This is a genomic window from Cupriavidus yeoncheonensis (assembly GCF_905397275.1).
In the GTDB taxonomy this organism is placed as follows: domain Bacteria; phylum Pseudomonadota; class Gammaproteobacteria; order Burkholderiales; family Burkholderiaceae; genus Cupriavidus; species Cupriavidus yeoncheonensis.
The window spans coordinates 89,427-108,428 of record NZ_CAJPUY010000006.1; the positions used below are offsets into that span (position 1 = coordinate 89,427).

Genomic DNA, 19,002 nt, shown 5'->3' on the forward strand with positions numbered 1-19,002 from the left:
CCCGGGGCCACGGACTGCATTGTGCCGGCAGGCGCGTATAATAGCGTGTATCGCCGAGTTAACTGACAACTTGCGGGGCGATACCGCTCTAACCGAGCGGCCTGAAAATACCGCTAAAGCGTCGCCGCCATGATCCGACAGGCAGGCACGCAATAGCCAACCTGGAGAACAAGTTCGTGGCAAACGACTTCCTTTTCACTTCGGAGTCCGTCTCCGAAGGCCATCCCGACAAGGTCGCAGACCAGATTTCCGACGCGGTCCTGGACGCCCTCCTGGCGCAGGACAAGTACGCGCGTGTGGCTGCCGAGACGCTCTGCAACACCGGGCTGGTCGTGCTGGCCGGGGAAATCACCACCACGGCCAACGTCGACTATATCCAGGTCGCACGCGACACCATCAAGCGCATCGGTTACGACAACACCGACTACGGCATTGACTACAAGGGCTGCGCGGTGCTGGTCGCCTACGACAAGCAATCGCCCGACATCGCCCAGGGTGTGGACCGCGCGTCCGACGACTACCTGAACCAGGGTGCCGGCGACCAGGGCCTGATGTTCGGCTACGCCTGCGACGAGACCCCGGAACTGATGCCGTTCCCGATCTATTACTCGCACCGCCTGGTCGAACGCCAGTCGCAACTGCGCCGCGACGGCCGCCTGCCCTGGCTGCGTCCGGACGCCAAGTCGCAAGTCACGGTGCGCTATGTCGATGGCCGTCCGCACAGCGTGGACACCGTGGTCCTGTCGACGCAGCATGCTCCCGACATCACCCAGGCGCAGATCCGCGAAGCCGTGATCGAGGAGATCATCAAGCCGGTGCTGCCGCCCGAGATGCTCAAGGACACCAAATACCTGGTGAACCCGACCGGGCGCTTCGTGATCGGGGGCCCGCAGGGCGATTGCGGCCTGACCGGCCGCAAGATCATCGTCGACACGTACGGCGGTGCCTCGCCGCACGGCGGCGGCGCGTTCTCGGGCAAGGACCCGTCGAAAGTCGACCGCTCGGCTGCCTACGCCGCCCGCTACGTGGCCAAGAATGTGGTCGCCGCCGGCCTGGCGCGCCAGTGCCAGGTGCAGGTGAGCTACGCCATCGGCGTGGCGCGCCCGATCAACGTGACCGTCTACACGGAAGGCACCGGCAAGATCCCTGACGCCAAGATCGCCGAACTGGTGCTGGAGCATTTCGACCTGCGTCCGAAGGGCATCGTGCAGATGCTGGACCTGCTGCGCCCGATCTACGAAAAGACCGCTGCCTACGGCCACTTCGGCCGCGAGGAGCCGGAGTTTTCGTGGGAAGCGACCGACAAGGCCGCAGCCCTGCGGGCAGCCGCCGGCCTGTAACGCGCCGCCGCTCTGGCACGAAGCCCCGCCGGCCGTTGGCCCGCGGGGTTTTTTTGTGGGGGTTTGCGCTGCTCCGAGGTGCGCGGCGCCTTGATGTCCATCAAGAACAATTCCCCCTGCCAGCCTATCCTGTGCAGCGACCGTCACCGCAACAGCGCGTAAAATGCGTGCATCCGGCAAACCGAGAACGCCCATGCCATCCGCTTCTACATCCACAGCCCAACTCGACCTGATCCGCCCGCAGCCGTACACCGACTGGTCGCCCGAGGTGGATGGCGCGACGCGGGCGGACCTGCGCCGCCAGCTCGAACAAGGCGCGGTGCTTTATTTCCCGGATCTGCGCTTTCGCTTCGAGCCGGGCGAGGAGCGGTTCCTGGACAACCGCTATTCGGACGGCAAGTCCAAGAACATCAACCTGCGCGCCACTGACACCGCCGTGCGCGGCGCGCAGGGCAGCGAGCAGGACCTTGCCGACCTTTACCGGCTGGTCCGCCGCTATGCCGACTTCAGCGAAAAGCTGGTGCTCTCGCTGTTCCCGGAATACGGCCCGTACATGACGCGCGCCGGTACGTCACTGCGCCCGAGCGAGATCGCCGGTCGCCCGGTGAGCTGGCGCAAGGACGATACGCGCCTGCATGTCGATTCCTTCCCGTCCAACCCGCTGCTGGGCCAGCGCCTGCTGCGCGTGTTCCACAACATCGACCCTGCCGCGCCGCGCGTCTGGCGCGTGGGCGAGCCGTTCGCCGATTTCGCGCAGCGTTTCGTGCCGAAGACCCACGGCATGTGGCCGGGACAGGCGTGGCTGATGAAGCAGCTCCGCATCACCAAGCGCAAGCGCTCGGAATACGACCACCGCATGCTGCAGCTGCACGACCTGGCCAAGGCCGACCTGGACTACCAGGCCAACGTGCCGCAGCAGGAATTCCAGTTCCCGCCGGGATCGACGTGGATCGTGTTCAGCGACCAGCTCCTGCACGCGGCCATGCGCGGCCGCTCGATGATGGAACAGACCATCTACCTCGATCCGAAGGCGATTTCCGACCACACCCATTCGCCGGAAGCCGTGCTCTCACGCATGCTGGGCCGGCCGATGCTGGTCTCCTGACCGTCCACGGGCGTTCAGCGCAGCAGCATCTTCAGCATGGTCTCGAAGCGCTTGCCATAGGGCGGCGCGAGCAGGCCGGCGCCGTTCAGACGCGCCTGGCGGAACACGGGCTTGAGCTTGGAGAAAGTCTCGAAGCCGGCCTTGCCGTGATAGAAGGTTCCCTCCGGGCGAAGTGGGCGACAATGCCCTGGCATCCGGCGGCCGCCGGCCTTCACTTCACGCGGGAGCAGCGCCTACACTGATCTTCAGGCTTGCCATCCTCGGCAGCGGGCAGAGGGCGCACGCCCCGCCGCAATCTCCGGGGCCGCGGGGAGACAGATGGAAACCACGTATGACTATGTCGTTGTCGGCGCGGGTTCGGCCGGATGCGCGCTGGCCGGTCGGCTGGCCGACAGCGGCAGCGACAGCATCGCGCTGATCGAGGCAGGCCGTCACGACCACCATGTGCTGGTGCGCACACCCGCGGGCGCCGCGGCGATGCTGCCGCGCGCCGGCGCGCGCAATTATGCCTACGAGACCGTGCCGCAGCCCGGGCTGAACGGCAGGCGCGGCTTCCAGCCAAGGGGACGCGGGCTGGGCGGCAGTTCGTCGATCAACGCCATGATCTATACGCGCGGCCGGCCGGCGGATTACGACGCCTGGGCTGCCGCGGGCTGCGACGGCTGGTCCTGGGACGATGTCCTGCCGTACTTCCGCCGCGCCGAGTGCAACGCGCGCGTGGCCGGCAGCGACGACGATCCGCTGCATGGCGGCACGGGCCCGCTCCATGTGTCGGACCTGCGCACGCCCAATCCGTTCGGCCAGCATTTCATCGACGCCGCGCAACAGGCCGGCCATGTGCGCAACGACGACTTCAACGGCGAGGAGCAGGAAGGTGTCGGCTGGTACCAGGTCACACAGCACGAGGGCGAGCGCTGGAACGCCGCGCGTGCCTACCTGCATGGCGGCAACGCACGCGACAAGGCCTGTAACGGCGGACGTGCCGGCCTGCACGTGCTGACCGGCATGCAGGTGCAGCGCATTGTTTTCGAAGGCAGGCATGCGGTGGGCGTACTGGCTGTGCGCAATGGCCGCGAGCACCTGCTGCGCGCGCGCCGTGACGTGATCCTGTCAGCCGGCACCTTCGGCTCGCCACAACTGCTGATGGCATCGGGTGTCGGGCCCGCGGCGCACCTGCGCGAGCATGGCATAGCGGTGGTGCATGACCTGCCCGGCGTGGGCGGCAACCTGCAGGACCATCTCGACATCATCCTGCACAAGCGCCTGGCCGCGCCGGAACTGTTCGGGCTGTCGCTCGGCGGCGCCATGCACCTGTTGTCGGAGATGCTGCGCTACCGGCGCGAGCGCGCGGGCATGATGAGTTCGAACTTTGCCGAGGCGGGCGCGTTCCTGCGCAGCCGTCCCGAGTTGGCCGAGCCCGACCTGCAGCTGCATTTCGTGGTGGGCATGGCCGACGACCATATGCGCACGATCCGCTTCGGCCATGGCTATTCCTGCCACGTGTGCGTGCTGCGCCCGCGCAGCCGCGGCGAAGTGCGGCTCGATTCGCCCGACATGCGGCGGCCACCGCGCATCGACCCCGGCTATCTTTCCGATCCACGCGATCTCGACGACATGGTGGCCGGCGTGAAGATCGTGCGCCGGATCTTCGCCCAGCCGCAGCTTGCGTGCTTTGGCGGCCGCGAGCTGTATTCCGCGCACCTGCGTGCCGACGGCAGCGACGATGCGGCCGTGCGCGAGATGATCCGCGAACACGCGGACACCATCTACCACCCGGTGGGCACATGCCGCATGGGCATGGATGCGCTGGCGGTGGTCGATCCGCAACTGCGCGTGCGCGGGGTCGAGGGCCTGCGCGTGGTGGATGCCTCGATCATGCCGTCGCTGGTCGGCGGCAACACCAACGCGCCGGCCATCATGATCGGCGAGCGCGCGCACGACCTGATCCGCTACGCGCCGCGCGTGCTGCTGCGAATCCGCGAGACCATGGAAGCCTGAGGCGCAGGACTGTCCTCAGGCACTCCAGCCGCGCTCGAACACCCGCTTGAGGGCCTCGGCTTCGAGGTCGAGCGTGCCGAACACGCGCCCGTGCTGCCGGCCCAGCCGGCTCGCGACAAAGGCTTCGGCGTTTTCGGCGTCGGCATGCGCGAGCATCAAGGCGGCCTGTGCGGTCAGCACCAGTCCCTGCGCGAAGCGGCGGGCATTGGCTTCAAGCCGTTCCGCCGGTTCGCGCAGCATGGCCTGCAGCAAGGCCAGCTCCGCGCTCACGGCCGGGTGGGCCGTGGCGCGGCGCGACAGGTCCTGCAGCAGCAGCGCCGCGTCATCGGGCGTGCGCTGGATCGCGCGCAGCACGTCCAGGCACATGATGTTGCCCGAGCCTTCCCAGATCGAGTTGACCGGCGCTTCGCGATAGAGGCGCGCCATCGGGCCCTCTTCGACATAGCCGTTGCCGCCCCAGACTTCCATGGCCTCGCCGGTGGCCTCGATCGCGCGCTTGCACACCCAGAACTTGGCTGCGGGCGTTACCACGCGTTTCCACGCGGCGGCAAGCGGGTCGCTGTCGGCATGCTCGAAGGCATGGGCCAGTTCCATCATCAGCAGCGTGGCGGCCTCGCTTTCGAGCGCCAGGTCGGCCAGCACGTTGCGCATCAGCGGCTGGTCGGCCAGCAGGCGGCCGAAGGCGCTGCGGTGGCGCGTGTGGTGCAGGGCCTGGACATAGGCGGCGCGCAGGATCGCGGCGCTGCCGATCACGCAGTCGAGCCGCGTGCTCGTCGCCATCTCGATGATGGTCGGGATGCCGCGGCCTTCCTCGCCGATCAGGATGCCGCTGGCCTCGCGGAATTCGACTTCGCTGCTGCTGTTGGAGCGGTTGCCGAGCTTGTCCTTCAGGCGCTGGATCAGGATCGGGTTCTTGCTGCCGTCGTCCCGGAAGCGCGGCACGAAGAAGCACGACAGCGGCCCGTCTTCGGCGCCCATGCGCGCGACCACCAGGTGCGCATCGCACATCGGCGCCGAGAAGAACCACTTGTGGCCCGTCAGCAGGTATTCGGCGCCACGGCCCTCGCCGCGCACGGGGAGGGCCACCGTGGAGTTGGCGCGCACGTCGGAACCGCCCTGCTTCTCGGTCATGCCCATGCCGATCATGATGGCGGTCTTGTCGCGCCACGGCAGGTCGCGCGCATCATGGTCCTTCGCATACAGGCGCGGCCCGAGTTCGGCGAACAGCGCGGTTTCCTTGCGCAGGACGGGAATGCTCGCGAACGTCATGGTGATCGGGCACAGCGACCCCGATTCGACCTGCGCCTGCAGGAAATAGCCCGCCGTGCGCGCCGTCCACGCGCCCGGGCGCGGTTCGGCGAACGGCAGTGCCTGCAGTTGCTGGCCGCGCAGCAGCGCCAGCAGCGCATGCCAGCTCGGGTGGAAAGTGACCTGGTCGACGCGCTCGCCGGTGCGGCTGTGCGTATGCAGCTCGGGCGCATAGCGGTTGGCATCGGCGCCCCAGGCCTGTACCTCGGGCTCGCCCAGGCGCGCGCCATAGCCGGCCAGCGCCGCGGCATGCCAGCCGCCGCCCAGGCGCTCCAGTGCGTCGCTGACGATCGGGTCGCAGCCAAAGAGGTTGTAGTGCGCGAGATCCGGCACCTGGTTGAAGACGCGGTGCGTGGCGGCGTCGGTCATGATGTCTCCTCGATCGGCTTGCCGTTTGATTGCATGGTAGAGCACGCAGCTTGCCATCAGAGTGCGCCGTCGTGCCCGTTTGGTCGGTTCTTGCGGTGCAGCATCGGGAATTCGATACTCCTGCGCACAGCTGTGGCACCACCAATGACTGGAAACTGGCACTGGCGCCGGCCGGGTGCTTGTGCTTAAATTCACCCCGTTGGATGAAACAGGGGTGCCGTACGGATGGGCCGTGCGAGCTGAGAGAGTCCCTTCGAACCCGATCCGGTTAGTACCGGCGTGGGAAGTTTCTAGAAAGACCAAACGCTCTTGTCCCTCCGGGACTCGCCTCCTGGCCTCAGGCCCCGGCGGCGCTCACAGGGCTCCTGGTTTCGTCCACCCCCGCAAGAGAGAGGACGACACCCATGGCCCGTACTGCCCCCGCTGCTTCCTTCGAATCGCTCGAGAGCGACCTCGACCAGAAATTCGCCTACCCGGCTTCCAGCAAGACCTACCTGACCGGCAGCCGCCCGGACATTCGCGTGCCGCTGCGTACCATCCTGCAGACGTCCACGCGCACCGACAAGGGCGATATGCCCAATCCGCCGATCCCGGTGTACGACACCTCGGGTCCGTACAGCGACCCGGACGTGCACATCGACCTGAAGGCCGGCCTGCCGGCGCTGCGCGCGAAGTGGATCGACGATCGCGGCGACACCGAAGTGCTGCGCGGATTGTCGTCGGAATACGGCCGCGACCGCGCCAACGACCCGGCTACCGCGCACCTGCGTTTTGCCCAGCTGACCAACCCGCGCCGTGCCAAGGCCGGCGCCAACGTGTCGCAGATGCACTATGCGCGCAAGGGCATCATCACGCCGGAAATGGAATACGTGGCGCTGCGCGAATCGCTGAACCTGCAAGCGCTGTACGACAAGCCGGAATACAAGGCGCTGCTGCGCCAGCACCCGGGCAACGCGCTGGGCGCCGGCCTGCCGCTGCGTCCGGAAGACATCACGCCGGAATTCGTGCGCCAGGAAATCGCCTCGGGCCGCGCGATCATTCCCGCCAACATCAACCACACCGAGCTGGAGCCGATGGCGATCGGGCGCAATTTCCGCGTCAAGATCAACGGCAACCTGGGCAACTCCGCCGTGACCTCGTCGCTGGCCGAGGAAGTGGAAAAGATGGTGTGGTCGATCCGCTGGGGCGCCGACACCATCATGGACCTGTCGACCGGCAAGCACATCCACGAAACGCGTGAATGGATCCTGCGCAACTCGCCGGTACCCATTGGCACGGTGCCGATCTACCAGGCGCTGGACAAGACCGGCGGCATCGCCGAGGACCTGACCTGGGAAATGTTCCGCGACACGCTGATCGAGCAGGCCGAGCAGGGCGTGGACTACTTCACGATCCACGCCGGCGTGCTGCTGCGCTATGTGCCGATGACAGCCGATCGCGTGACGGGCATCGTCTCGCGCGGCGGCTCGATCATGGCCAAGTGGTGCCTGGCGCACCACAAGGAAAACTTCCTGTACACGCACTTCGACGAGATCTGCGAAATCATGAAGGCGTACGACGTGTCGTTCAGCCTCGGCGACGGCCTGCGTCCGGGTTGCATCGCCGACTCGAACGACGATGCCCAGTTCGGCGAGCTGCGCACGCTCGGCGAGCTGACCGCCAAGGCATGGAAGCACGACGTGCAGGTCATGATCGAAGGCCCGGGCCACGTGCCGCTGCAGCGCATCCAGGCCAATATGGATGAAGAGCTGAAGCACTGCTACGAGGCGCCGTTCTATACGCTCGGGCCGCTCGTGACGGATATCGCCCCGGGCTACGACCACATCACCAGCGGCATCGGCGCGGCCAACATCGGCTGGATGGGCACCGCCATGCTGTGCTACGTCACGCCGAAGGAACACCTAGGCCTGCCGGACAAGGAAGACGTGCGCGAGGGCATCATCACCTACAAGATTGCCGCCCACGCCGCCGACCTGGCCAAGGGCTGGCCCGGCGCGCAGCTGCGCGACAACGCGCTGTCGAAGGCACGCTTCGAGTTCCGCTGGGAAGACCAGTTCAACCTGGGCCTGGACCCCGAGCGCGCGCGTTCGTACCACGACGCCACGCTGCCGGCCGAAGGCGCCAAGATTGCCCACTTCTGCTCGATGTGCGGGCCGAAGTTCTGCTCGATGAAGATCACGCAGGAAGTGCGCGACTACGCGGCGTCGTTGCCGAAGGAAGCGCAGCAGGGCATGGAAGAGAAGTCGATCGAGTTCCTGAAGAAGGGCAGCAAGATCTACTCGTAAGGCAGTACGGGCATGGTTCGCAGCCATGCCCGCGTTTCTTCGCCTGTCGCGCAGCGCCCCGCGCGCGGGCAACGGATAACAGGAGTCCGGAGGCGGCGCGCCCGATGCGCCGTGCGCCGGCACGCAACCCATGACAGCAGTGCAGTCCTTTGATGTCGCCATCCTCGGTGCCGGCCTGGCCGGGCGCCTGGCCGCGTGGCAGCTGGTGCGCCAGGGCGCGCGCGTGGCGCTGGTCGAGCGCGGCAGCCCGGATGGTTCCGGCTCCGCCGCGTACGTGGCCGCCGCCATGCTGGCGCCGCTGGCGGAGTCCGCCATCGCCGAGCGCCGCATCGTCGACCTTGGCATCGCCAGCGTCGACCTGTGGCGCGCCTGGCTCGCGCAGTTGCCCGAGCCGGTGTTCTTCCAGGAGGACGGCACGCTGGTGGTCTGGCATGCGCGTGACCGCGCCGAGATGTCGCTGTTTACCAGCCGGGTGCGCGCGGTGTCGCCGCCGGAACTGGTGGCGCAGCGGATGCGCGCGCTGGATGGCAAGGGCGTGGGCGAAGTCGAGCCCGCGCTGGCGGGCCGCTTCCCGCAGGGCCTGCTGCTGGCCGGCGAAGGCCAGCTCGACAACCGCGGCGCGCTGCGCGCGCTGCTGTCGTGCGCGGTCAGCGAAGGCGTGCATTGCGTCTGGGAAGCCGGTGAGGTCGACGTTGCGTCGCTGCCGTCGCACGGCATCCGCGCACGCGTGGTGCTTGATTGCCGCGGCCTGGGCGCGCGCGCCGCGTGGCCGGCCGAGCCCGGCAAGGACGGCCACGGCGCCATGCCGGGCCTGCGCGGGCTGCGTGGCGAGGTCGTGCGCGTGCATGCGCCCGACGTGAAGCTGCACCGCCCGGTGCGCCTGCTGCATCCGCGCTATCCGATCTATATCGCGCCCAAGCCCAACGACCTGTACGTGATCGGCGCCACCGAACTGGAGAGCGAGGACGACTCTCCGGTGAGCGTGCGTTCCGCGCTGGAGCTGCTGTCGGCGGCGCACTCGCTGCATCCGGCGTTCGGCGAGGCACGCGTGCTCGAACTGAACGTGCAGCGCCGCCCCACGCGTCCCGACCACCTGCCCGCGATCCGCGTGGACCAGCAGGCGCGCGTGGTGCGCGTGAACGGCCTGTACCGGCACGGCTTCCTGATCGCGCCCGCGGTCACCGAAGCGGCCTGTGCCGTGGTCAGCGCGCTGCTCAATGATGAACCGGCCGCGCATGCGGTGCCGGCCGCGCTGCGCTGGCCCGGCATGATCGAGGCCGTGACGGAAACACCCGCGCTCGCCGAGGCCCCCGTGGGCCACACCGGCCTGCTGCACTGATGCTGAACCCATGGATATCCTGCTGAACGGCCGCCCCCTCGTTGTCGCCGACGCCGCCACGCTGGCGGACGCGGTGGTCGCGGCCAAGATTGCCCCGCCGTTCGCCGCGGCGGTCAATGGCCAGTTCGTGCCGCGCGCGGCGCACGCGGCCACGCCACTCGCGGCCGGCGACCGCATCGACCTCGTCCAACCCGTGACGGGAGGCTGACCCCCATGACATTCGAACCGACAGAAACCCTGCGCGACCCGTTCGTGCTCTATGGCGAGTCCTTCGACTCGCGCCTGCTGCTGGGCACGGCCCGCTACCCGTCGCCGGCCACGCTGCAGGCGGCCGTGGAAATCTCGCGCCCGGCCATGGTGACCGTGGCGCTGCGCCGCCAGGGCGCGGTGGGCGAAGGCGAGGGCGGCCAGGCCTTCTGGCAGATGCTCAAGGGGCTGGGCGTGCCGGTGCTGCCCAACACCGCCGGCTGCTTTGCTCCGCAAGAGGTCATCACCACCGCCATGATGGCGCGCGAGGTGTTCGAGACCGACTGGATCAAGCTGGAGCTGATCGGCGATGACTACACGCTGCAGCCCGACACGCTGAACCTGCCCGCCGTGGCGGAAACGCTGATCAGGGAAGGCTTCAAGGTGCTGCCGTATTGCACGGAAGACCTGGTGCTGTGCCGCCGCCTGCTCGACGTGGGCTGCCAGGCGCTGATGCCATGGGCCGCGCCGATCGGCACCGGCCGCGGCGCCATCAACCCGCATGCCATGCGCGTGCTGCGCGAGCGCCTGCCCGACACCCCGCTGATCGTCGATGCCGGCCTGGGCCTGCCGTCGCATGCGGCGCAGGTGCTGGAGTGGGGCTATGACGGCGTGCTGCTGAATACCGCCGTGGCGCAGGCCGCCTACCCGGTCAACATGGCGCGCGCTTTCGCGCAGGCCGTGGAAGCGGGCCGGACTGCCTATCTGGCGGGGCCGATGCCCGAGCGCGAAGTCGCGCAGGCCAGCACCCCGGTGGTCGGCATGCCGTTCTGGCACGCCGAAGGCGCGGAGCATCGCGCATGACCCGCCACGCGGTACATGCCGCAAGCGACGGCCCGCTGCGCCTGGCCGTGCTGGAGCACTACGGCGAGACCTTTGGCGTGTCCGAACACCCGTGGCAGGCATGGCGGCTCGCCGACGCGCCCGCCAGCCCCGGCGCGCACGACGTGCTGCTGTCCGATGGCGAGGCCGATGCCGATGTCATCGCACGCGTGGCCGCCGCCGGCGCCACGCTGATCGAGACCGACCGCGAAGGCGGGCACTGGATCGATACCGTGCGCTCGCCGATGGGCACGTGGGTGCTTTCCGTTCGTGCGGACGATGACCATGCACACTCGCCGGCGTTCGTCGCGGTGCTGCTGGCCAGCCTGTCGCTGCATTTCCCCGCGCATGACGCGCTGTGCCTGGCGCGTGCGTGGCGTCCGGGCTCGGCCGAGTGGCCGACGGAGTTCGAGCGCTTCCCGCGCGTGCGCCATGCCGCGCTGGTGGCGCCGGAAGCCGCCGTGCCGGCTTTTGCGCCTTGCCCGCCGGCGCTTGGCCTTTACGCCGTGGTGCCCAGTGCCGAATGGATCGAGCGACTGGTGCCGCTCGGCGTGCCGACGGTGCAGTTGCGCTTCAAGTCGGATGATCCCGCCGCGGTGCGCGCCGAAGTGGCGCGCGCTGCGCAGGCGGCAAAGGGGTCGCAGTCGCGGCTGTTCATCAATGACCACTGGCGGGTAGCCGTCGATCTGCATGCCGCCAGCGGCGGCGACAGCGGCATCTATGGCATTCACCTCGGCCAGGAAGACCTGGATGAGGCCGACCTCGATGCCCTGCGTGCATCTGGCCTGCGTCTGGGCGTGTCCACGCACGGCTATGCGGAGATGGTGCGCGTGGCGGCGATCCGGCCGAGCTACCTTGCGCTGGGAGCGATCTTCCCGACCACCACCAAGGTCATGCCGACTGCGCCACAGGGAATGGGGCGCTTCCGGGCCTATGTGAAGCTGATGCAGCCCGTGATTCCGTCGCTGGTCGGCATTGGCGGCGTCAACGGGTCGAACATGCGGGAAGTGCTCGCCGTCGGCGTCGGCAGCGCCGCCGTGGTGCGGGCGGTTACCGAGGCGGATGACGTGGCCGCGGCGGTGGCGCAGTTGACAGGGGTGTTCGCGCAGGTGTAATGGCAGTAATGGCATACCGGTGGCTTGTCCTGCCTGGCAAGCCACCGTCATCCATGCCAGCCGCGCTGCGAGGCGGGAGGAAACAGCGGCACATGCCACAAGATTTGTGCGACATTCGCCCAGCCACGGGAACCTGATCTGACCCCGCCGCTATCATGGCGTGCAGCATCCCCGGCCCATCATCCAGCGCTCCTCATCATGTCCAGCCAGCCCGTTTCCGAAATCGTCCCCGCCGCGCCCGGCACGCCCGAAAAGCCGTACTTTGGCATCGACATCCCGCTGATGCGCTATTTCGGCCTGCAGCCGGAGCTGATTGAAGAGGGCTATTGCCGCACGCGCCTGCCGGCGCACCCGCAGCTCGTGAACAGCCGCGGCGACGTGCATGGCGGCACGCTGATGGCAACGCTGGACTTCACGCTGAGCGGCGCGGCGCGCTCGCACGCGCCCACGGAAACCGGCGTGATCACGATCGACATGTCCACGCATTTCCTGGCCGCGGCGCGTGGCGAGCTGACGCTCGAGGCCCGCTGCCTGCGCCGTGGCGCCCGCATCGCCTTCTGCGAAGGCGAGGTGAAGGACGCCTCGGGCACGGTGGTGTGCGTCGCGCGCGCGGCGTTCAAGCTGGTGCCGCTGTCCAGCGGCGGCAACTGATTTAGAACCCATTTCAGCATGAGGAAGGGGCGCGAAGGCTGTTGCCGGGCCGCAGGGCTAGGCGTGGCCGACGCCGCGTGGCATTCCACGCAAGGAGGCCACAACGACGCCTTGCGGCCCGGCAACAGCCTTCCCTTCGGGTTCCATCCTGGCGTGGCGCATGCGTCGTTGCGGGCCTTGACCTTGGAATGACCAAGGCCGGCGGCCCACGCCTAGCCTGCGCCACGCCTGGATGGAACGCGTCCCCTTCCTCATTCTGAAATGGGTTCTTAGTCTGGCAGGCGGCGGTACACCGCCGCAAAACGCGCCTGCTCGGTGATGCCGTAGTCGCCGGGCGCGTATTGCATCAGCCAGTCGCCGGGCTTGCCGTGCAGCATATCGCCGCCATCCGAACGCGCGATGCTGAAGGCCTCTTCCATGCGCCGCGCCAGCACGGGTACCGGCTTGTTGCGGTAGGGTCCGTCCTCGCCGTGCGCGGACGGCGCCAATGCCACGTACTTCGGGTCGAAGCGCTCGCGCGAGACGACCCAGCGGTCGCCGGTCGCGCCCGTGACGATGGCGTCCCCGACGCGGTAGCGGTTGGGGCCTTCGCGGCTCTCCAGTTCGCCGGCATTGGCGGCAAACATCACCTGTACCTGCTCTTCCTTGACGTAGCGCGCGGCAGCGGGGTCCTCGCGCAGGTCGATGTCGGTCAGTTGCTGCATATCGGCTCCGTTCAGCCCAGCACGCGCGGTGCGAAGGCGTGGTTGAGCGGGCCGTTGCCCGCACCAAGTCTCAGGCTGGCGCCGGCGGCAATCGCCTGCGCCACAAAGTCCAGTCCCTTGCTGACCGCGTCTTCCAGCGTGTCGCCGCGCGCCAGTTGCGACGTGATGGCGGCAGCCAGCGTACAGCCGGTGCCATGCAGGTTGTTCGTGTCGATGCGCGGATGCGTGAACACGCGCACGGTGCCGTCGGCAAGCATCAGCAGGTCGTCCAGCGCGCCGTTCGCACTCGCCGGACCATCGTCGTCGAGGTGGCCGCCCTTGAGCAGCACTGCGGCACAGCCCATCGCGATCAGGTCGGCGGCGGCCTGCTCCATTTCGGCGCGGCGCGTGATCGGCCGGCCCAGCAGGTAGGAGGCTTCGGGCAGGTTGGGCGTCACCAGCACGGCGCGCGGGAACAGCAGGCGCACCATGGCCTGGCTGGTGGCGTCATCCGACAGCGTCGCGCCCGAGGTGGAGATCATCACCGGGTCGACCACCAGCTTGCGGATGCCGTGGCGGTCCGCCGCGGCGGCCACGGCTTCGACGATGGCCGCGGTGCCCAGCATGCCGGTCTTGGCCGCATCGACGCCGATATCGCCGGCCACCGCGTCGATCTGCGCAGCCACCATGTCGGCGGGAATCGCATGCACGCCGGTGACGCCCAGCGTGTTCTGGGCGGTGATGGCAGTGATGGCGCTCATGCCGAAGCAGCCCAGCGCCGAGAACGTCTTGAGGTCGGCCTGGATGCCGGCGCCGCCGCCCGAGTCGGAACCTGCGATGGAAAGGGTGCGGGGTGGTGTCGGGGTCATGTCAATAAGTGAGCCGAAAAAAAGCCAGGCGGCGTTGGTACGGGTGGACGCCGGGCAGGCTACAATACCGCCACTCCGAGGAGCGTTGCAACGGATCGTGGCGTAACATGCCCTCCGCCAGGCTCGGACTGTCTTCAACGGCGCTCGCTGATCCGTGGTCTGCACGGTGGCGAGTCGACCTATCCGCCCGCTTCACCCATGTTGCGCGCATGTTACGCATATGCTACGCATATCGTTTCATGCCGATGTGGAGCGCGGCCTGATTTCCCGCCCGTCACCGTCGTCCACTCTTCACCGGGAGTGAAACATGAACGCTGTGACCGACCTGAAGCAAGACTACCTCGTGGCCGACATCGGCCTGGCCGGCTGGGGCCGCAAGGAAATCGCCATCGCCGAGACCGAAATGCCGGGCTTGATGGCGATCCGTGACGAATTCGCCGCCGCGCAGCCGCTCAAGGGCGCGCGCATCGCCGGCTCGCTGCACATGACCATCCAGACCGCCGTGCTGATCGAGACGCTCGCGGCGCTGGGCGCCGACGTGCGCTGGGCCTCGTGCAACATCTTCTCGACGCAGGACCACGCCGCTGCCGCGATCGCCGCGGGCGGCACCCCCGTGTTCGCATTCAAGGGCGAGTCGCTGAAGGAATACTGGGACTTCACGCACCGCATCTTCGACTGGGCCGACGGCGGCACCCCGAACATGATCCTGGACGACGGCGGCGATGCCACGCTGCTGCTGCACCTGGGCGCCAAGGCCGAGAAGGACGCTTCGCTGATCGCCAATCCGGGCAGCGAGGAAGAGACCTTCCTGTTCGCCGCGATCAAGGAAAAGCTGGCCAGGGACCCGGGCTGGTACAGCCGCAACCTGGCCGCCATCCGCGGCGTGACCGAGGAAACCACCACTGGCGTGCACCGTCTGTACCAGATGGCGCAGAAGGGCGACCTGAAGTTCCCGGCCATCAACGTCAACGACTCGGTCACCAAGAGCAAGTTCGACAACCTGTACGGCTGCCGCGAATCGCTGGTGGACGGCATCAAGCGCGCCACCGACGTGATGATCGCGGGCAAGGTCGCCGTGGTGGCCGGCTACGGCGACGTCGGCAAGGGCAGCGCGCAGGCACTGCGCGCACTGTCCGCACAGGTGTGGGTCACCGAGATCGACCCGATCTGCGCGCTGCAGGCCGCCATGGAAGGCTACCGCGTCGTGACCATGGACTACGCCGCCGAGCACGGCGATATCTTCGTCACCTGCACCGGCAACTACCACGTCATCACGCATGACCACATGGCCAAAATGAAGGACCAGGCCATCGTCTGCAATATCGGCCACTTCGACAACGAGATCGACATCGCCTCGATCGAGAAGTACGAGTGGGACGAGATCAAGCCGCAGGTCGACCACGTCAAGTTCCCGGACGGGAAGAAACTGATCATCCTGGCCAAGGGCCGCCTGGTGAACCTGGGCTGCGCCACGGGCCACCCGTCGTACGTGATGAGCAGCTCGTTCGCCAACCAGACCATCGCGCAGATCGAACTCTGGCAGGAACGCGACAGCGGCAAGTACCCGGTGGGCGTCTACACGCTGCCCAAGCACCTGGACGAGAAGGTCGCCCGCCTGCAGCTCAGGAAGCTGAACGCGCAGCTGACCGAGCTGACCGAGCAGCAAGCCGCCTACATCGGCGTGAAGAAGGAAGGCCCGTACAAGGCCGATCACTACCGCTATTGATCGGAAGAAGCTCCCCTCTCCCATGAACGGGAGAGGGGGAAAAACCGCTTTCAAGGAGCCGTCATGAGACTGCTGATCGTCTGGATCATCAATGCCGTGTCGCTGTTCATGCTGCCGTACATCCTGCCGTCGATCCATCTCCAGAGCTTCGGCTCGGCGATGCTGGCCGCGCTGGTGCTGGGCCTGGTCAATACGCTGATCCGGCCGATCCTGGTGATCCTGACGCTGCCGGTGACGGTGCTGACGCTCGGGCTCTTCATTTTCGTGATCAACGCGCTGCTGTTCCTGTTCGTCGGCAACCTGCTGTCGGGCTTTTCGGTCGGCGGCTTCGGGGCGGCCCTGCTGGGCTCCATCCTGTACAGCGTGATCTCGTGGCTGCTGTCCAGCCTGCTGCTGGGCGAACGCGCGGCCTGACGGCCACGCACTGCCGCGGGTCCTACCTTGCGCGCCGCGCCAACGCGGCGCGCCACTATCATGCAAGACCGCTACTACAGCTTTGAATTCTTCCCGCCCAAGACGGCGGAGGGCGCCGAGAAGCTGCGCAACACGCGCGCGCAGCTCGCTCCGCTCAACCCGAAGTACATCTCGGTGACGTTCGGTGCCGGCGGCACCACGCAGCAGGGTACGCTCGACGCCGTGCTGGAAATCCAGCGCGAAGGCATCGAGGCCGCGCCGCACCTGTCGTGCGTCGGCTCCTCGCGCGAGAGCATCCGCGCGATCCTGCAGCAGTATCGCGACGGCGGCATCCGCCATATCGTCGCGCTGCGCGGCGACATGCCCTCGGGCATGGGCGAGATCGGTGAATTCCGCTACGCCAACGAGCTGGTCGAGTTCATCCGCGCCGAGACCGGCGACTGGTTCCAGATCGAAGTGGCGGCCTATCCGGAATATCATCCGCAGGCCAGGTCGCCGCGCCACGACCTGGAGAACTTCGTGCGCAAGGTGAAGGCCGGCGCGAACTCCGCCATCACGCAGTATTTCTTCAACGCCGACGCGTACTTCCGCTTCCTCGATGATGCGCGCGCCATGGGCGTGGACGTGCCGATCGTGCCGGGCATCATGCCGATCACGAACTACTCGCAGCTGATGCGCTTCTCCGAGATGTGCGGCGCCGAAGTGCCGCGCTGGGTGGCCAAGCGGCTCGAGGGCTTCGGCGACGACCGCGAGTCGATCCGCGCGTTCGGCCTGGACGTGGTCACGGCGCTGTGCGAGCGCCTGCTGGCCGGGGGCGTGCCGGGCCTGCATTTCTATACGCTCAACGCGGCCGGCGCCACCAAGGCGATCTGGCAGCGCCTGAAGCTCTGAGCGTGGCCGCGCGCCGACCCGATCCATTCATCGAGCACCTGCTCGAACTGATGGGGCCGCTGGCGGCGCGCATCGGCCCGATTTCCGCGCGCCGCATGTTCGGCGGGCACGGCCTGTTCTACGACGGGCTGATGTTCGCGCTGGTCAGCGACGGGCAGTGCTATCTCAAGGCCGACGACAAGACCCTGGCGCGCTTCGAAGCCCAGGGCAGCCATGCGTTCAGTTACCAGTCGTTGAGAGGTGATGTGACCTTGCGCCACTACCTGGCGCTGCCGCCGGAATGCCTGGAATCGCCGGCGGCGATGACGCCGTGGGCGCAGATGGCGGTGGAAGCGGCGCTGCGGCTGGCGAACCAGAAGGGCTGAGTTCCGACACAGCGCCAACGGTGTCATACTCGGCGCCATGGTCACCGCCACTTTCCGCTTCTACGAGGAGCTGAACGACTTCCTCGCGCCGGACCAGCGCGGGCGTGACCTGTCGTGCCCCTGCGCGCGCGCCGCCACGGTCAAGCACATGATCGAGGCGCTCGGCGTGCCGCATACCGAGGTCGAACTCATCCTGGTCAACGGCGAATCGTCAGGTTTCGACCGCATGCTGAGCGATGGCGACCGCGTTTCGGTCTATCCCAAGTTCGAATGCCTCGATGTCTCCACGCTGCTGCGGGTACGCGCACACCCGCTGCGGATCATGCACTTCGTGGCCGACGCGCACCTGGGCGGCCTGGCGCACCTGCTGCGCATGATGGGCTTCGACACCCTCTACGACAACCACTTCGAAGACAGCGAGATCGAGCGTATCGCCGCGCAGGAAGGCCGCATCGTGCTGACGCGCGACCGCGAACTGCTCAAGCGCCGCGGCATCACCCACGGCTGCTACGTGCGCGCGATCAAGTCCACGCCGCAAGTGCGCGAGATCTTCAGCCGGCTCGACCTGGCCCGCAGTGCGCGGCCGTTCTCGCTTTGCCTGGACTGCAACGCACCGCTGCAGCACGTGGCGCGGGAGGCCGTGACGGGGCGCGTGCCGCCCGCGGTGCTGGAGCGCCATGAGCGCTTTGTCACCTGCGAGCAGTGCCGGCGCGTGTTCTGGGAAGGTTCGCACTGGCGCTGCATGCGCACGCTCGTGGACGAACTGGTCGGCGCCGGCTGAGGCCGTCCTCAAGCCTCGCGCGATTTCACCGTTAGTGCTGGCGTCAGAACACGCCGGCTTCGCTGACGATCCAGTCCATCGGCAAGTCATGCTCGCGCGCCTGCAGCGCGATGCGGCAGGCCTCGAAGCCAATGCCGATGGCGACTGGCGGCGTCGGCATTGCCGCCAGCGTGCGGTCGTAGAAGCCGCCGCCGTAACCGAGACGGAACTTGTCGGGGCTGAAACCGACACAGGGAATGAGCAGGGCATCGGGCTGTGCCGCGTCGGTGCCGTCCGGTACCGGAATGCCGTAGTGCCCGCTGGTCATCGGGGTCTGCGGGGTCCAGAGATGGAAGTCGAGCGGCACGCCGGGGCGGCTGACTGCCGGCAGCGCGGCATGGCGGCCGGCGTCGGCGGCCAGCCACCGCGTCACGACGGCTCGGGCATCGAATTCCTGCTGGATGGGCCAGTAGAAACCGAGGCAGCGGATCGCCAGCCGTTCGAGCAGCGGCAGCAGGCTGGCGGCGATGCGGGCTTCGGCGCCGGCGCGGTCGGGCACGGCCGCGCGCTGCGCGAGCAGGCGCGTGCGCAGGGCGCGGCGATCTTCGTCGGCGCCGGTGCCGGGTGGCGGCGAAGGCGGATGGGCGGCTGACATGGCGTGGGATAATGTCTGCGAACAAACCAACACTGACGGCGGCTGCGCGCAGGCGGGGCGA

General features: G+C 67.8%; 19 protein-coding genes and 2 riboswitches. Of the genes, 14 read left to right on the plus strand and 5 right to left on the minus strand.

Features of this window, described 5'->3' with window-relative positions:
- The first annotated feature begins 176 nt into the window (after positions 1-176).
- Positions 177-1,340 (plus strand): methionine adenosyltransferase, encoded by a 1,164-nt coding sequence (gene metK / locus KHO22_RS09855; RefSeq protein WP_211946949.1) that lies wholly within the window; start codon positions 177-179, stop codon positions 1,338-1,340.
- 193 nt (positions 1,341-1,533) lie between these two features.
- On the plus strand, positions 1,534-2,445 hold the full coding sequence (locus tag KHO22_RS09860) for a Kdo hydroxylase KdoO (protein ID WP_230426818.1): 912 nt from the start codon (positions 1,534-1,536) through the stop codon (positions 2,443-2,445).
- Between the two features lie 14 nt (positions 2,446-2,459).
- On the opposite strand, the gene KHO22_RS09865 is transcribed toward KHO22_RS09860, so the two are convergent.
- The gene (locus KHO22_RS09865) at positions 2,460-2,639 is read right to left on the minus strand and encodes a hypothetical protein (RefSeq protein WP_211947157.1); all 180 of its coding nucleotides are present in this window, start codon (positions 2,637-2,639) and stop codon (positions 2,460-2,462) included.
- Positions 2,640-2,763: 124 nt separating this feature from the next.
- Here KHO22_RS09865 and KHO22_RS09870 point away from each other — a divergent pair, with 124 nt between their 5' ends.
- The gene (locus KHO22_RS09870) at positions 2,764-4,443 is read left to right on the plus strand and encodes a GMC family oxidoreductase (protein WP_211946951.1); all 1,680 of its coding nucleotides are present in this window, start codon (positions 2,764-2,766) and stop codon (positions 4,441-4,443) included.
- Between the two features lie 15 nt (positions 4,444-4,458).
- Here the strand turns inward: KHO22_RS09870 and KHO22_RS09875 are convergent, their stop codons facing one another.
- Entirely contained in the window at positions 4,459-6,120 is a 1,662-nt protein-coding gene (locus KHO22_RS09875; protein WP_211946952.1) for an acyl-CoA dehydrogenase family protein, read from the minus strand.
- Positions 6,121-6,320: 200 nt separating this feature from the next.
- Positions 6,321-6,423: riboswitch (TPP riboswitch) on the plus strand.
- A gap of 101 nt (positions 6,424-6,524) precedes the next feature.
- On the opposite strand from KHO22_RS09875, the gene thiC reads away from it, so the two are divergent.
- From thiC to KHO22_RS09905, 6 genes are all read left to right on the plus strand, one after another.
- Complete coding sequence (thiC, locus tag KHO22_RS09880) at positions 6,525-8,405, plus strand: phosphomethylpyrimidine synthase ThiC (protein ID WP_211946953.1); 1,881 nt, start codon at positions 6,525-6,527, stop codon at positions 8,403-8,405.
- Between the two features lie 130 nt (positions 8,406-8,535).
- Complete coding sequence (locus tag KHO22_RS09885; protein WP_211946954.1) at positions 8,536-9,744, plus strand: FAD-dependent oxidoreductase; 1,209 nt, start codon at positions 8,536-8,538, stop codon at positions 9,742-9,744.
- Between the two features lie 10 nt (positions 9,745-9,754).
- Positions 9,755-9,952: a sulfur carrier protein ThiS gene (gene thiS, locus KHO22_RS09890; protein WP_211946955.1), complete on the plus strand. Its 198-nt coding sequence runs from the start codon at positions 9,755-9,757 to the stop codon at positions 9,950-9,952.
- Between the two features lie 5 nt (positions 9,953-9,957).
- Positions 9,958-10,794, plus strand: a complete 837-nt coding sequence (locus tag KHO22_RS09895) for a thiazole synthase (protein WP_211946956.1) — start codon at positions 9,958-9,960, stop codon at positions 10,792-10,794.
- Positions 10,791-11,927 carry a thiamine phosphate synthase gene (locus KHO22_RS09900; protein ID WP_211946957.1) on the plus strand — a complete coding sequence of 379 codons (1,137 nt, stop codon included), beginning with the start codon at positions 10,791-10,793 and terminating at the stop codon, positions 11,925-11,927. Before KHO22_RS09895 ends, KHO22_RS09900 begins: the two co-directional genes overlap by 4 nt.
- A gap of 198 nt (positions 11,928-12,125) precedes the next feature.
- Positions 12,126-12,578: a PaaI family thioesterase gene (locus KHO22_RS09905; RefSeq protein WP_211946958.1), complete on the plus strand. Its 453-nt coding sequence runs from the start codon at positions 12,126-12,128 to the stop codon at positions 12,576-12,578.
- A gap of 269 nt (positions 12,579-12,847) precedes the next feature.
- On the opposite strand, the gene KHO22_RS09910 is transcribed toward KHO22_RS09905, so the two are convergent.
- Together KHO22_RS09910 and thiD are read right to left on the minus strand one after the other, a co-directional pair.
- Positions 12,848-13,282: a PGDYG domain-containing protein gene (locus tag KHO22_RS09910; protein ID WP_211946959.1), complete on the minus strand. Its 435-nt coding sequence runs from the start codon at positions 13,280-13,282 to the stop codon at positions 12,848-12,850.
- 11 nt (positions 13,283-13,293) lie between these two features.
- Positions 13,294-14,130 (minus strand): bifunctional hydroxymethylpyrimidine kinase/phosphomethylpyrimidine kinase, encoded by an 837-nt coding sequence (gene thiD, locus KHO22_RS09915; protein ID WP_211946960.1) that lies wholly within the window; start codon positions 14,128-14,130, stop codon positions 13,294-13,296.
- A gap of 71 nt (positions 14,131-14,201) precedes the next feature.
- Positions 14,202-14,283: riboswitch (S-adenosyl-L-homocysteine riboswitch) on the plus strand.
- A 154-nt stretch (positions 14,284-14,437) separates the two neighbouring features.
- Here thiD and ahcY point away from each other — a divergent pair.
- From ahcY to KHO22_RS09940, 5 genes are all read left to right on the plus strand, one after another.
- Positions 14,438-15,856 (plus strand): adenosylhomocysteinase, encoded by a 1,419-nt coding sequence (gene ahcY / locus KHO22_RS09920; protein WP_211946961.1) that lies wholly within the window; start codon positions 14,438-14,440, stop codon positions 15,854-15,856.
- A 63-nt stretch (positions 15,857-15,919) separates the two neighbouring features.
- Positions 15,920-16,270 carry a phage holin family protein gene (locus KHO22_RS09925; protein WP_211946962.1) on the plus strand — a complete coding sequence of 117 codons (351 nt, stop codon included), beginning with the start codon at positions 15,920-15,922 and terminating at the stop codon, positions 16,268-16,270.
- Between the two features lie 60 nt (positions 16,271-16,330).
- Complete coding sequence (gene metF, locus KHO22_RS09930) at positions 16,331-17,161, plus strand: methylenetetrahydrofolate reductase [NAD(P)H] (RefSeq protein ID WP_211946963.1); 831 nt, start codon at positions 16,331-16,333, stop codon at positions 17,159-17,161.
- 2 nt (positions 17,162-17,163) lie between these two features.
- Entirely contained in the window at positions 17,164-17,526 is a 363-nt protein-coding gene (locus tag KHO22_RS09935; RefSeq protein WP_211946964.1) for a TfoX/Sxy family protein, read from the plus strand.
- Positions 17,527-17,563: 37 nt separating this feature from the next.
- Entirely contained in the window at positions 17,564-18,307 is a 744-nt protein-coding gene (locus tag KHO22_RS09940) for a Mut7-C ubiquitin/RNAse domain-containing protein (protein ID WP_211946965.1), read from the plus strand.
- A 43-nt stretch (positions 18,308-18,350) separates the two neighbouring features.
- Here KHO22_RS09940 and KHO22_RS09945 read toward each other — a convergent pair whose 3' ends face one another.
- On the minus strand, positions 18,351-18,941 hold the full coding sequence (locus KHO22_RS09945) for a 5-formyltetrahydrofolate cyclo-ligase (RefSeq protein WP_211946966.1): 591 nt from the start codon (positions 18,939-18,941) through the stop codon (positions 18,351-18,353).
- Positions 18,942-19,002 lie beyond the last annotated feature (61 nt).

Excerpts from the sequence above, each read along its gene's own strand:
- KHO22_RS09860 (WP_230426818.1), top strand. The coding sequence starts at position 1,534 with ATGCCATCCGCTTCTACATCCACAGCCCAACTCGACCTGATCCGCCCG.
- KHO22_RS09865 (WP_211947157.1), bottom strand. The coding sequence starts at position 2,639 with ATGCCAGGGCATTGTCGCCCACTTCGCCCGGAGGGAACCTTCTATCAC.
- KHO22_RS09870 (WP_211946951.1), top strand. The coding sequence starts at position 2,764 with ATGGAAACCACGTATGACTATGTCGTTGTCGGCGCGGGTTCGGCCGGA.
- KHO22_RS09875 (WP_211946952.1), bottom strand. The coding sequence starts at position 6,120 with ATGACCGACGCCGCCACGCACCGCGTCTTCAACCAGGTGCCGGATCTC.
- thiC (WP_211946953.1), top strand. The coding sequence starts at position 6,525 with ATGGCCCGTACTGCCCCCGCTGCTTCCTTCGAATCGCTCGAGAGCGAC.
- KHO22_RS09885 (WP_211946954.1), top strand. The coding sequence starts at position 8,536 with ATGACAGCAGTGCAGTCCTTTGATGTCGCCATCCTCGGTGCCGGCCTG.
- thiS (WP_211946955.1), top strand. The coding sequence starts at position 9,755 with ATGGATATCCTGCTGAACGGCCGCCCCCTCGTTGTCGCCGACGCCGCC.
- KHO22_RS09895 (WP_211946956.1), top strand. The coding sequence starts at position 9,958 with ATGACATTCGAACCGACAGAAACCCTGCGCGACCCGTTCGTGCTCTAT.
- KHO22_RS09900 (WP_211946957.1), top strand. The coding sequence starts at position 10,791 with ATGACCCGCCACGCGGTACATGCCGCAAGCGACGGCCCGCTGCGCCTG.
- KHO22_RS09905 (WP_211946958.1), top strand. The coding sequence starts at position 12,126 with ATGTCCAGCCAGCCCGTTTCCGAAATCGTCCCCGCCGCGCCCGGCACG.
- KHO22_RS09910 (WP_211946959.1), bottom strand. The coding sequence starts at position 13,282 with ATGCAGCAACTGACCGACATCGACCTGCGCGAGGACCCCGCTGCCGCG.
- thiD (WP_211946960.1), bottom strand. The coding sequence starts at position 14,130 with ATGACCCCGACACCACCCCGCACCCTTTCCATCGCAGGTTCCGACTCG.
- ahcY (WP_211946961.1), top strand. The coding sequence starts at position 14,438 with ATGAACGCTGTGACCGACCTGAAGCAAGACTACCTCGTGGCCGACATC.
- KHO22_RS09925 (WP_211946962.1), top strand. The coding sequence starts at position 15,920 with ATGAGACTGCTGATCGTCTGGATCATCAATGCCGTGTCGCTGTTCATG.
- metF (WP_211946963.1), top strand. The coding sequence starts at position 16,331 with ATGCAAGACCGCTACTACAGCTTTGAATTCTTCCCGCCCAAGACGGCG.
- KHO22_RS09940 (WP_211946965.1), top strand. The coding sequence starts at position 17,564 with ATGGTCACCGCCACTTTCCGCTTCTACGAGGAGCTGAACGACTTCCTC.
- KHO22_RS09945 (WP_211946966.1), bottom strand. The coding sequence starts at position 18,941 with ATGTCAGCCGCCCATCCGCCTTCGCCGCCACCCGGCACCGGCGCCGAC.